A 13,483-nucleotide genomic window follows, 5' to 3' on the forward strand; every position below is an offset into this window, starting at 1 on the left:
AGCGATTATTGAACTTCTTCTTTTTGAATACATGTTTCATACACTAATGCAATGGCCTGTACACGATCTGAAACATTTAATTTTGAAAAAATATTTGTGATATGATTTTTTACTGTATGTTCGCTTATATAAAGCTTTTCGGAAATTTCTTTATTGCTAAGACCATCAACAATTAAAGAAAAAACATCTACTTCTCTCGTTGATAGTGAGTAAGAAGTTTTCACTTGTTGGATAGCTGTTTTTACGATGTCATGATTTAGTTTTAAGTTTTCTTTTGGCATTTCAATAACGTTTTCATATAAATTTTCCGATTTCGTTGGTGATACTACTCGTATTTTTTCGTATTTTTCCAAAAATTCAAAGAGTTCTGCTGGTGGTAATGGTCTACAAAAATGGTAGCCTTGATATTCATTACAGTACAATTCTTTTAAAATATTTAATTGTTCAATTGTTTCTACACCTTCAGCCACAACATTAATGGCAAGTTTATTCGCTAAGTAAATAATCGATTCAACAATGGCATGACTTTTTTCACCTTGTTGTGTTAATTCTTGAATAAAGGCTTTATCAATTTTCACAGTATCAAAGGGAAAGACTCTTAAGTAATTTAATGATGAGTAGCCTGTTCCAAAATCATCGAGACTTACATGAATATTTAGTTCCTTCAACTTTCGTAAAGTGGTAATAATAAAATCTTCATTACCTAAAAGTGCTGTTTCGGTTATTTCGATTTCCAATAGCGTTGGGTCAATGTTGGTCATTTCTAATTGTTCTTTTACTTCAGTAACTAAGTTTTGTTGAATAAAATGTTGGGCAGAAAAATTGACCGCAATACGAATCGAACTTAATTCATTATTTTTCCATTGAGCTATCTGTTTACAAGCATTATGTAAAACCCATTTGTCAATATCCATAATGACGCCAATTTCTTCTGCTAGTGGGATAAATTCATTCGGTGGTATCATGCCCCATTTTGGATGTTTCCATCGAACAAGTGCTTCAACACTACTAACTTTCCCAGTTTGAACATTGATCTTTGGTTGGAAAACGAGTGAAAGTTCATCTCGTTCAATTGCTTTACGTAAATCGCTTTGAAGTAAAAAGGTTCTGTATGATTCTATATTCATACCAGAATGAAAAACTTTGTATTTATTCTTCCCTTGCTCTTTTGCTCTGTATAAAGCAGCATCAGCATTTTTTAAAATGGAAATCGAATCTTCCCCGTCATAAGGAAAAACAGCAAGACCGATACATGTTGTAATATAAAACTCATAAGTATCTAAGTAGAATGGTTGTTTAAAAGCTTCCAAAATGTTTTGCGCTACCATTAAACATTCGTCGCGATCACTGTTTGTGAGTAAAATCACAAATTCATCGCCACCAATTCTGGCAACAAAATCTTCTTCACGAAGAGTAGATTGCAATCTTTTAGCGACTAGCTGTAGAAGTTTATCGCCCATTAAATGTCCTAAAGAGTCATTCACATATTTAAAGCGATCTAAATCTAAGTACATGACACCCAATGGCTCATTTACATATTTTGATTTGTTAATTTTCTGAATAATTTGTTCATTTAACATTCTTCGGTTTGGCAATTCTGTTAAACCATCGTGGTAGGCCATATACTGTATAACATTGTTTTTTTCTTCTAATTCTTTTGTTTGGGCTATTAGTTTTTGACGAAGAATATATTGTTCTACAAATCTAGCAACTTTTGACTTTAAAATAAGCGGGTCAAAGGGTTTTAAAATATAGTCAATTGCACCGACAGAATACCCCATAAAGATCTGTTCAGAGTCTAAATTATTAGCAGTAATGAAAAGGATTGGGATGTTTTTCGTTTTTTCCCGAGCTTTAATAATTTTCGCAGTACTAAAACCGTCCATTCCAGGCATTTGAACATCCAATAATATGACGGCAAAATCGTATTTTAACAGGTATTTTAGCGCTTCTTCCCCCGAATAAGCTTTCACTAAATTGTAATCTTCTTGCTCTATAATAGCTTCTAACGCTAATAGATTTTCAGGGCGATCATCTACTAAAAGAATATTTATCTGATCTATTTGATTCATCTATTAAAATCTCCACCCTTCATTGACTATAGAACTTCATCGTATTTAGAAAAGGATACCATATTAGTACGAAGGAATGGTAGTTATTTGGGGAACAAAACAAAATATTAAATCATTGGAAATGGGTAGAAAGGTATAGGGGGAATAGATTTGTCGGTAACGGTCAAATAAAAATACTCTGATTGTAAAAAAGTTATTAAAAATATTACAATCAGAGGATATTTTTTGGAGTGTAAAAAAAACTAAGAATACTTAATAGCGCGCTTTTTTACAGCAATAGCAGAAACACCTTTTATTCTTCCATCTTTATAGAAAGGTTTTAGTTTTAACTCAATGTTGGTGCTTTTCATATTTTTATGGATTAGTTCTGTTTCAAAAGTAATAGTTTGTCCATCTAATGCTTTTTGGAAGTGTTGTTTAACTTTAAAAATTTCTTTAAAGGAAAGAAGTTGCGTAAAGTTTGTCCCAACTAGTTCAAAAGGTAAATAGCCAATGATCTTTTCTATCTCCTTATTTGCTTGGTAGAAATATCCATCATAATCTAATGTGAATTCTACATAATGGTCATCAAGTTGGTATTCATTATTATTCGTTGGATTTTCTAATATTAAAGGGTTTGTTAGTTGTTCGAATTTGCTAGAAATATCACGGACAACAGTTAAAAAATATAAGGAATCTGAATGTCTAATTGGCGTTAGTTCAGTTTCATAATAACCGTGGCCCCGTTTAACAGTTGTAAAAGTAACGTTTTGATTTGAAGATGCTGCCATGAGATAATATTTTCTTAAAAACGCTACTTCGAAAGGTGGAAAAAGATCCTCGAAGGTTTTTCCTTCCACACTTCCTGTAAGTTGAATCAGGTCTAAACCAGCGTTGTTTGCATATCTATATACAAATTGGTTTTCAAAAAGTTCTATTATAAATACACTGTCGTTAGAATTGTTTAGTTTTGATGAAGGAAATTGATAGAGTGTATAGTCAGTGAATCTATTAGGTTGATTGATAAGAGACATAAAAAGTGTTACCTCCAATGTAGTACGAAAACTGCTTCTTAATCATAGTTGAAAAACGTATAACGAATATATCCCCGCAAGTTCTCATTTTGATAGGAACCTATTCCTATTTTGAGAATATCTTCGTACCATCGTATAAGTTTACCAAAAAAAAGGCATTCTCAAAAAAATGAGAACGCCCTTTTTGCTTATTAAAATGGTTTAAATACCATAAGAAAAACTAAGATGACTAATAAAATTTGTGCTGTAATTGTTAGTGGCGCAATTTTTTTCGAAACTTGGATATAGTCATAAGGAAGTACATCTCCCTCTGCTTGTTCTAAAATTGATACGAGTGTTTTCGTATGTTTTGGAATAAGGTAAGCTACGATTGGTTGAGTAAGTATATATAAAATAATGGATAAAATATACCAACCTTCCTTGAACAAATAAGGATGGATGATCGCCATAATTAAACCTGTTAATAATAAAGTAATACTCCCTATTTTTGCTAATTTCTCCACTTTCCCATTGACCATATGTGCATAGGCAGCTGTTCGTACATTTCGTGCATTTTTCATAATAAATGGTGATGCAAAAGTTGCACCAAGACCGCATATTGCGCCTAAAATGTGTAATAATAACAACAGTTTAAAAAGAATTTCCAACATTCCACCCCATATTGTTAGTATAGTTATGTATACGTCATTAATAGGTTAAATATTAAAAAGGAGCATCTGATTTAGACGCTCCCTATGTTTAACCAATTAAAAATTCAGATGTTATGTCATAACCCCGCATATAGTCGGGAGATCCTGGGAATCGTTGCATGAAACCATGAATATCACCGTCAAATCGAACTAATTTTACATCTACCCCTGCTTCCTTTAATTTTTCAGCATACATTTCACCCTCATCACATAGTGGGTCGTATTCTGCTGTGAAAATTAATGTTTGCGGCATTTGTGCCAAGAGTTTCGTGTCAGCATGGATTGGTGAAATAAAATTACGATTTTCTAGATCTTCATGTTTCAATGAGGCATGTCCCGCAGCAATATCTAGACCATATCTTGCGTTGTACAGTTCTCGGGATTGATATTCACTACCCTTAATTTTTTCATCTAAGTCAACAGCTGGATAATGTAACACTTGTTTTGCCAACTGGAAATCTCCTGTGACAATTGATTTTAATGCAACTACTGTGGCAAGGTTTCCACCGCCACTTGCACCACCAATCATAATGTTTGTAGCAACCCCACCAAGTTGTTTGGCATGTTCCACCACCCATTTTGTTACATTGTAGCAATCATGGAATGCAGCTGGAGCAGGATGAACTGATGCTAATCGATAGTCTACTGCAATCACCTTTACTCCAGACAAGGAGCAAATTAACCGGCATGAGACATCATTTGATTCGAGGTCACCTTGCACATATTCTCCACCATGAAAGTAAATAAAAAGTGGCAATGGGGGTTTTTCCTCAGGAGTATAAACACGAATGGGGATTTGATGCGTATCAACCTCAACCTGTAACTCCTCTATTTTCAACACTTTAGGACGTTTATCTATCGGAGGATTTTCAACTGGAACACCTAATTGTCGTGCTTGTGGATTATTTTGAAAATATTGTTCAATATAATGGTGTAAGGGCATACCATCTCTCCTTTCATGTTTTTCGATGATATTGTGATATTTGCACCACCCGCACGTTACTTGTGTTAAGTTCATGGTAAATCCCGCGGCTATCGGTAAATGAGATATACTGGTCGCGTTCGCTTTGTATAAGTCGTTCCGCTGCTCTTTGGGATTCAACATGGATAAATCTTCTGACATAATGCTGTTCATCAAAAAAATAAGTGACTTTGAACTCCAACAAGAATGCTACCTCCAATAGATAAAATATTCTTAAAATTTAGGTTAACCAATGGTGTGACGTCTATGACAAAATAAAAAAACCAAGTTTAGAGGTGAATTTCCTAAAAACTTGGCTTTTGGTATTATGTTAATGATCTTCAATGAAAAACAGTTCAGGAACGTACTGTGACATGTATGTTTTAATTTCTCCGTATAATTGATCTCGATTTGGTAATACTTCTTTCGATACTTTATGTAAAGGGATGATTTCGTAGTCTTTCCAATTGCTAAACTTTACATAAGTAGGAAGAAGGCTCGGGTTCGTTATTTCTATAGTGGAAGATGCATTCCCTTCTCTATCATAGGTGATGGTTTTATTCACATCTAACTGCATGATGGCTCCAATTTGTCGATAAAGTTCATCTTGTGCTGATAAAAAATTGCCTAATGAATGAATGACAAAAGTTTTGTTCCCATGAGTGCCTTCATACCATTTTACGGGCTGTAACACATGAGGATGATGAGCAAAAATAATATGTGCGCCACTATCTGCAGCTAATTGAGCGATTTTTTCTTGATAGTCACTAATTTTTCGCTCGTATTCATTTCCAATATGAAGACTCACAACAACTACATCTGCTAAACTTTTCGCGTTTTGGATATCCATCTTTATTTTTGTTTCGTCAATATAATTGACTAAGTATTCTTTTCCTTTTGGTGTAACTAGTCCATTCGTTCCGTAAGTATAAGCTAGAAATGCAAAGGTAATGCCATTTGCAGTCAATGTTTTAATTTGCTCTGTTTCTTCTTTATTTCTTGCTGCGCCAACATAGGTAATACCAAGGTCGTTCCAATGTTTCGTTGCGTTTAGTATTGCCTCTTCCCCACGATCTAGCGTATGGTTATTGGCCATACTGACGACATCCACTCCAACATCTTTTAAGACATTTCCCACTTCAAAAGGACTATTAAAGCGCGGATAATGCGATAAACCTATTTTTTGCCCACCTATGATACTTTCGCTATTTGCAAAAGTAATATCAGTGCTTTCAAGGTATGGTTTTACATGCGTAAACATTTTCGTGAAATCGTATTGATTATTCCCGATATATGCATCGTTATAAACTGAAGAATGAATTAAGATATCTCCTACTGCGGAAATAGAAGCTGAAAAATGTTCAGGTTTTTTTGGTTTAGGTCGTGGAGCTTCTTCCGTTAGCGGTGGATATTCTTTAATGACCTTTGTTTCAGTAAGATTGGAACAACCGGTGATAATAATAATTGCAATTAAAAGAAAAAGTTTTTTTATGTTTCTCAACCTCCTCTAATAAGTTCCATTATATACCATATAGTAACAAAATTTTACACTTATTTTAAAATGTGCGGTTCTACTTAATTTTCGCTAAACTCTATAAAAAACAAGGCGTAATTGAAGGATTTGTTGCCAATATTTAAGGAGTTTTTCATATGTATAATCCGTGTTACAGTTGGACTGTCGAGATGATTCGACAAAAACTGACTCACTAAGGAGCGGATTTATTTGAAAAAACAACTTTTAACGGTAGCGGCATCTGTAGGAATTATGTTCTCTGCATATTCAGCGCAAGCTTCGGCTCATGAATTGACTTACAAAGTTCAAACAGGTGACACGCTATGGCGAATTGCTTCTTCAAATAATATTGCTGTCTCAGATTTACAAGCATGGAATAACCTTGGTTCAAATACGATTCTTGTTGGACAAGAGCTAACATTACTTGCACCACATAGTCATTCTACATATAGTTCATATACGGTGAAATCTGGTGATACTCTAACTTTAATCGCTAGAAATAATAATATTACGGTAACTGAACTAAAATCGATTAATCAATTAACAACAGACATAATTAATATTGGACAAGTGTTAAATGTGCCAAATGTTGCTGCTGCTCCTCAAGCTCCGGTTGCGACAAAAACGGACACTTATGTAGTTCAATCTGGGGATTCTCTTTGGGGAGTTGCAGCGAAACATAGTTTATCAGTGGATCAATTAAAATCGTTGAATGGTTTAACAAGTAATACGATTAACGTTGGCCAAGTTTTAAAAGTATCTACTACTGCGGCATCGAATGAAGTTGCACCAACAACTAGTTTAAAAACTTATACTGTGCAAGCTGGGGATACTCTATGGGGAATTGCGACGAAGAATGGAATAACAGTTGATCAATTAAAATCTTTCAACGGGTTAACAAGTAATGTCGTGAATGTTGGCCAGGTGTTAAAATTGTCATCTGATAGCATTGCTCCTGTAACGGAAAAGGCTTTCAATGTAGATGCTTTAATAGCAGAAGGTAAAAAATATATTGGTGTTCCGTATGTTTGGGGAGGTAGTACGCCTAAAGGGTTCGATTGCTCGGGTTTCCTAAACTACGTATTTGGTAAAGTAGGTGTGTCAATTCCTCGTACGGTTGAAACAATTTGGAATGCAACAACATCTGTGTCATCTCCACAAAAAGGAGATTTAGTGTTCTACACAACGTATAAAGCAGGACCAAGCCATGCGGGAATTTATCTTGGAGATAACACGTTCCTTCATGCGAGTTCTTCTGTAGGTATAATCATTACATCTATGGATAATCCATACTGGAAAGCTCGTTATCTCGGTGCCAAAAAAGTAAATTTATAATGTTGTGAGGAGAATCCAATTTTGGGTTCTCCTTTTATAATAGCATTTTTAAATATTTTTCAAAATTCACTCCAGCTTCTTTCGGGATTTGTTCTTTGACTGTGTCTTGAATAGCGGCTGTTAGAAAGTTTTGCGCAAGTTGAACGGAGCTTTCTAAGTCTTCCCCACGCATTAAGCTTCCCATAATAACAGAGGCAAATAAATCCCCTGTACCAGAATAATTTTCCCCGTTATATTCGTTCTGACTATAGAAGGTCTTTGTTCCATCGAGATACATATTGCCAATGAAATTTGATGCAGGCGGATTCACACCAGTAATAATGACTTTTGCATTGGTTTCTTGTTGTAAAAGGGTTCCAACTTCTTCTAATGCTTTTATAAAATCATGGTCATTTGTATAACTATGTAATTTTTCATAAGACATATCTGTTAATAAGCAACATTCCGTTACATTTGGTGTAATCACATCTGCACATTTTACAAGTTGTCTCATTTGGTGCAGGAGTGCATCGGTATATAGTTTGTAAACTTCCCCTACGTCTCCCATTACTGGATCGACAAGTAATGCAGTGTCTTTTGTCTGGAATGTATTTAAAAATTGAAAAATATTAGTAATTTGCTCTTGGCCCGTAACAAAGCCTGTGTAAATTCCTTCGAACGTTACATTTAGTTTACTCCACTCTTCCGTGAAATAGTTCATTTTCGTTGTAAAATCTTCATAGAAAAAGCTTGGGTATCCCGTTTGCGCGGATAAAATGGCAGTTGGTAGAGGGCATGCTTGTACCCCCATTACCGATAGGACCGGTATGACAGCTGTTAGTGAACATTTCCCAAACGATGATAAATCCTGTATGACAGCTACTTTTTTCATAAGCTAACCTCCAAAATCGATAAAACTAAATTTCATATTACCATAAATTTAAGGATTTTGGCGTGTGGGCTAAACTTGTGGCTGAATGGACAAAAGATGACTTAGTGAGCAAAATGCCCGAGTGAACGGACAAAATGATAGTTTGAATGGGCAAAATCTGCGAGTGAGTGGGCAGAAATCGTACGTGAACGGGCAAAACCACATTTTTTTAAAACTGACCACTAAGTTTTTTGCAAAATTGGCACTTTTATCGTAATCAGTTCTTTGCTAAAGTTATCGATAAATTCAAACAGTTAGGAGTTCTAAGTTATGCAAAATACTCAAAGTTATTCAAAGCCACGTAGTCAAACTTTTGACTTAATCATTACAGCGATGTTAGTTGCGCTTGTTTTTGTGTCTACGGTCTTTTTGAATATTAAACTACCAATTACTGCTAATGGAGGATTAGTTCATCTAGGAACAGCGATGCTTTTTATTGCTTCCATTCTATTTGGTCCTAAAAAAGGTGCGATTGCTGGTGCTTTAGGAATGGGCTTGTTCGACATTTTTGGAGGATGGTTAGTGTGGGCGCCAATTACGATTGTGGCACGTGGATTACAAGGATTTATCGTTGGGAAAATTGCCTATGCAAAGGGCCGTGATGGTAACAGCATTGGGTTAAACTTAGTCGCAACAATTGTTTCAATTCCATTTATGGTAGCCGTTTATTACATAGGTGAAGGAATTCTTTATTCCAATTGGGTGGCGCCACTTGCTTCAATTCCAGGAGATCTTGTACAAAACGTATTAGGAATTATCATTGCGATTCCAGTTTGTGTCGTTTTAAAGAAAATTTCTTATTTCAAGTAAAAAAATAGAGGGTTGTGAAAGCTAGGGCACTGAAAAAGTCGATTTTAATAAATTTTTATAATAAAAATACGCTCAGATCTTTTAGGAAGTGGGATTCACGAAGACTCCTACGGGAACAGCTTGAGCTGAAGACCCCGCAGGAGCTTGCGACGAGGAGGCTGAAGCCAAGCCCGTGGAAAGCGAAGTGAATCCCACCTTCTATTTAGAAGCAAATAATTACTATAAATTTTTATCGGTATTTAGTTTTTCAGTGGCTTCGTGAAAGCAGCCCTCTATTTTAATCCTAAGTACTCCGATAATTCCTCTGTAAAATCTTCATTAAGCTTTCGATACTCACCTCTTGACGAGAGTAGCACAAATCCATCTTGGTACGACCAAATTTGATACGTTATGTTTTTTAATACAATTTGGTAATCAGCTGGACGAGACATTTCAAAGTTTGCTTCATCCCATCGAAGCATACCAATAAAAGCTTTTACTTTTGAGATATTGTCTTCTGGGATGGTAAGGTTGATTGTTTGATTTTGAGAAGATTCTGTCATATAGTCATCAATCATTTTTAAGTCCCAAATATCTGTGACATATGGAGACTCATCATTAGATCGCATCTTATAAAATACTTCTACTATATCCCCGATACTAAGATCAGGTATGTTATCTTGCGGAACCCAGTATCTTTCGTTTTCTAAATACGATTCTACAAGAAACATATTGTCTTCAACTTCAACAACACGGCCTAACAGTTTTGTCCCCTCCCCTAAATTTGAATCTACTAATGGAAGGTTTAGTTTTTTCTTAAAAGCTTGGATATCACCTGTATAGTGTTGTCGGAAATAAGGTACAGCATTTTTGATGGCAAGCTGATTTGCAATGAGGCGATCAATTTTAGGATACTGCTCCATAAAATGTTCTTCTAATTTGTTTTGAGCCACTCGGTATGGCGTATTGCTATAAATATATCGTTCATAGTCTTTTAAAGAAAGATTAGCGGATTTTGCCCATTCTTTGTGCGATTGTTTGGACTCTTTACTTTGATATAAAAATTGAATCATTTGTTCATAGGAATTTTCTATTTCGGTTTTAGTAATTTCGTAACCTAAAGATTCCGCATATACATAATAAGCAATATTTCTTTCAATGCTATCGTACACTTCTTGCTTTAAATATTCTTCATCAACATCATTCGAATATACAAATGTTCCTTTTATCTTTAGCATTACATTATATTGATGTTTATCAAAAAGTGTTGCCTGTGTAACTTCATGGTTATTATTCAACAATAGTGAAGTGACAATAAAGAATAACCCTAACACAGCAACAACAGTGATTGCTGTTAGAAAGTTCCGTTTTGGGTGGGGTTTTGGCTGTTGATGCATTGTCATTTTCACCCGTTTTTTACTTTCACTCATATCTCCTGCAGCTTCTATTAAACTCTTTTTTATTTCATTCATGTTCTAACACCTCCCACACCTCATCTTTTAAAAGTGATTTTAATTTTTCTCTCGCTCGTTTAAGTCTTGTTTTGATTGTGTTTTCAGATGTATGTAGTAAAATGGCAATTTCATGTATGCTTAGTTCTTGGAAGTAATACAAGATGATTGGTTCTCGGTATAGTAGTGGTAGTTCTAAAATAGCCTCACCTATTAAAGTTTTCTCATTTTCCACTAACAACCCGTCTTTTCGTTTCTTTACGCGTTCAACGGTCCACTTCTCTTTTAATTGAATTTTTTTATAAGCCCAACTTTTTATGTAATCTTTTGATTGATTAATTGTCATTCTTGAGAGGAAGGCGCGCAAATTTCCGCGTTCGTCATATTGTGCATTCATAAATTTGATGAAAACTTCTTGTACGATATCTTCCGCACTATAATGGTCTTTCGTGTAAAAGTAGGCTAGCTGGAGCATGTGTTCTGCATGTTCTTCTATCATCATATCAAGTTCTCTTATGATCTCATTCACCTCCCTATGTAATATATTAACGATTGCCAAATGGTTGTCGTTTCAAAAAAATGTAAAAAAGACCTTGCATTTGAATAGGGCACTGAAAAACTAAATACCGATAAAAATTTATAGTAATTATTTGCTTCTAAATAGAAGGTGGGATTCACTTCGCTTTCCACGGGCTTGGCTTCAGCCTCCTCGTCGCAAGCTCCTGCGGGGTCTTCAGCTCAAGCTGTTCCCGTAGGAGTCTTCGTGAATCCCACTTCCTAAAAGATCTGAGCGTATTTTTATTATAAAAATTTATTAAAATCGACTTTTTCAGTGCCCTACATTTGAATTAGGTCTTAGCTAACGATTAATTGTGTTAAAGTACCAGTTCAAAGCTGGTATAGAAGAAATCGATAATATGAAAATGTGCATCAAAAATTCGCATATATTTTCTCCCTTTTGTAGAATAATAAATTTTAATTCATACATATTAGCAAATGCCTTAAATGAAGGACATTTATTTTGCTTCTCTGAAAGGAGAATGTTGTCATGAGTCCAATAGTTAACAGCTTAGTCATTTCTTCTATTCATACATCACATCTCCCAATAAAGGTGATCTCTGACTTATTAACAAGTCTTGCTTATTTCACGATACCGCTTGCCATTGTGTTCTTCATGAGGAAAAAGAAGGTAATTAAATTTAGATGGATGTATTTATGTTTTACGTTGTTCATTTTATGTTGTGGGATTACCCATTTATTGCACGTTTTACCGCACTTTACTTCATTTGAATCACTAAACACTTTAGAAAGTGTTGCAACTACTATCACAGCAATTGTATCAATAGGAACAGCTATCTTGATTTGGGCTATTATGCCGAGACTTCTTCGTATTCCAAGCCCTGAAGAACTAGAGGCAGCTAATAAAGAGATTTTGAAGCTTGCACAGTATGATACTTTAACAGGCTTAATGAACCGAAATTATTTTAATTATATTATTGAACGGATCATAGCAGAAACATCGGAAAACAAAAAGCATCTAGCCGTTGCATTTATTGATTTAGACCGTTTTAAAGTAGTTAATGACACGTATGGCCATGGAATTGGGGATCTTCTTCTTAAAGAAGTGGCGAAAAGAATTTTAACTATCGTAGAAGAAAAGGATATTGTTTCACGTCAAGGAGGCGATGAGTTTATTCTTTTGCTTCAAGATGTTTGTCCCGTTGATGTTGAGGTAATAATGAAAAACATCATTCATAATTTGTCATTACCTTTTATGATCGATGGGAAAGAAATTCATTGTTCGCCAAGCATCGGTATTAGTTGTTTCCCAACAGATGCGCAAGATGCTACAACCTTAATTAAGTATGCGGACTTGGCAATGTATAAAGCAAAAGAAAAGGGTCGCAACAATTATCAATTCTTCACGAATGCGATGAATGAAGAGATACTAACGAAGTCATTACTTGAAAATGACTTACGAAAAGCGCTCAGTAATAATGAACTAGAAGTCTATTACCAGCCGCAACTAGATGTCGACACAGATAAAGTTATCGCAACCGAAGCATTGCTACGCTGGCACCACCCTGAAAAAGGTTTTGTTTCTCCTATGGAATTTATTCCGATAGCAGAGGAAACTGGCTTAATTATGCCAATAGGTGAATGGGTGTTAGAGGAAGCCTGTAAACAGACGAAAAAATGGCGAAATCAAGGACATGACCTTACCGTTTCAGTTAATTTATCAAACGTTCAATTAATGGATAATCGAATTGTGGAAAAGATCAAAGACATTCTACTGAAAATTAAATTAGAGCCTCAATATTTAACTTTAGAAATAACAGAAAGTACGGCTATCACAAGCCTGAAAGATACACATTGTAAATTGAAGCAATTACAGCTTTTTGGTGTAAATATCGCATTAGATGATTTTGGAACGGGCTATTCTTCACTCAGTTACTTAAGCTCACTTCCAATTAATATTGTCAAAATTGATAAATCCTTTATTAACGATATTACCGATAAAACGAAAAAAGAAATTGTAAAATCCGTCAGTAATATAGCTCACAGTATTGGTCTAAAAGTCGTAGCAGAAGGTATAGAGGAAGAAGAACAATTTACTGTCATCCAATCTCTTGGGATTGAAATGATTCAAGGCTATTATTTAAGTAGACCTCTTCCAAAAGAAGAGATGGAGAAGAAATTTCTAAATCACCTCAACAAATAAAAGCTAAGTATGTCAAACAGTGTGGCAT

Annotated in this window: 12 protein-coding genes; 3 read left to right on the forward strand and 9 right to left on the reverse strand. The window is 34.9% G+C overall.

What is annotated here, in order from left to right:
- Window positions 1-5: 5 nt before the first annotated feature.
- The 6 genes from CRO00_RS16660 to CRO00_RS16685 form a co-directional block, all read right to left on the reverse strand.
- A complete protein-coding gene (locus tag CRO00_RS16660; protein WP_097074805.1) occupies window positions 6-2,072 on the reverse strand; it encodes an EAL domain-containing protein in 2,067 nt (688 codons plus the stop codon).
- 242 nt (window positions 2,073-2,314) lie between these two features.
- Entirely contained in the window at window positions 2,315-3,085 is a 771-nt protein-coding gene (locus CRO00_RS16665; RefSeq protein WP_097074806.1) for a PAS domain-containing protein, read from the reverse strand.
- Between the two features lie 191 nt (window positions 3,086-3,276).
- On the reverse strand, window positions 3,277-3,732 hold the full coding sequence (locus CRO00_RS16670) for a DUF2269 family protein (protein WP_161946717.1): 456 nt from the start codon (window positions 3,730-3,732) through the stop codon (window positions 3,277-3,279).
- A gap of 91 nt (window positions 3,733-3,823) precedes the next feature.
- Window positions 3,824-4,717 (reverse strand): alpha/beta hydrolase, encoded by an 894-nt coding sequence (locus CRO00_RS16675; protein WP_161946718.1) that lies wholly within the window; start codon window positions 4,715-4,717, stop codon window positions 3,824-3,826.
- Window positions 4,718-4,730: 13 nt separating this feature from the next.
- Window positions 4,731-4,940 (reverse strand): hypothetical protein, encoded by a 210-nt coding sequence (locus CRO00_RS16680; protein ID WP_097074809.1) that lies wholly within the window; start codon window positions 4,938-4,940, stop codon window positions 4,731-4,733.
- 126 nt (window positions 4,941-5,066) lie between these two features.
- Window positions 5,067-6,236 carry a CapA family protein gene (locus CRO00_RS16685; RefSeq protein ID WP_097074810.1) on the reverse strand — a complete coding sequence of 390 codons (1,170 nt, stop codon included), beginning with the start codon at window positions 6,234-6,236 and terminating at the stop codon, window positions 5,067-5,069.
- Window positions 6,237-6,458: 222 nt separating this feature from the next.
- Here CRO00_RS16685 and CRO00_RS16690 point away from each other — a divergent pair, with 222 nt between their 5' ends.
- Window positions 6,459-7,583, forward strand: a complete 1,125-nt coding sequence (locus CRO00_RS16690; RefSeq protein WP_097074811.1) for a C40 family peptidase — start codon at window positions 6,459-6,461, stop codon at window positions 7,581-7,583.
- A gap of 34 nt (window positions 7,584-7,617) precedes the next feature.
- Here CRO00_RS16690 and CRO00_RS16695 read toward each other — a convergent pair whose 3' ends face one another.
- The gene (locus tag CRO00_RS16695) at window positions 7,618-8,454 is read right to left on the reverse strand and encodes a pyridoxamine kinase (RefSeq protein WP_097074812.1); all 837 of its coding nucleotides are present in this window, start codon (window positions 8,452-8,454) and stop codon (window positions 7,618-7,620) included.
- Between the two features lie 309 nt (window positions 8,455-8,763).
- Here CRO00_RS16695 and CRO00_RS16700 point away from each other — a divergent pair, with 309 nt between their 5' ends.
- A complete protein-coding gene (locus CRO00_RS16700; protein ID WP_097074813.1) occupies window positions 8,764-9,303 on the forward strand; it encodes an ECF transporter S component in 540 nt (179 codons plus the stop codon).
- 272 nt (window positions 9,304-9,575) lie between these two features.
- Here CRO00_RS16700 and CRO00_RS16705 read toward each other — a convergent pair whose 3' ends face one another.
- On the reverse strand, window positions 9,576-10,754 hold the full coding sequence (locus CRO00_RS16705; RefSeq protein ID WP_097074814.1) for a hypothetical protein: 1,179 nt from the start codon (window positions 10,752-10,754) through the stop codon (window positions 9,576-9,578).
- Window positions 10,747-11,235 (reverse strand): sigma-70 family RNA polymerase sigma factor, encoded by a 489-nt coding sequence (locus tag CRO00_RS16710; protein ID WP_237658458.1) that lies wholly within the window; start codon window positions 11,233-11,235, stop codon window positions 10,747-10,749. The genes CRO00_RS16705 and CRO00_RS16710 overlap by 8 nt, the downstream gene beginning before the upstream one ends.
- Window positions 11,236-11,781: 546 nt before the next feature.
- On the opposite strand from CRO00_RS16710, the gene CRO00_RS16715 reads away from it, so the two are divergent.
- Entirely contained in the window at window positions 11,782-13,455 is a 1,674-nt protein-coding gene (locus CRO00_RS16715) for a putative bifunctional diguanylate cyclase/phosphodiesterase (protein WP_097074816.1), read from the forward strand.
- Window positions 13,456-13,483: the final 28 nt, after the last annotated feature.

Origin of the sequence: Ureibacillus xyleni (genome assembly GCF_900217795.1) — a bacterium.
Classification (GTDB): domain Bacteria; phylum Bacillota; class Bacilli; order Bacillales_A; family Planococcaceae; genus Ureibacillus; species Ureibacillus xyleni.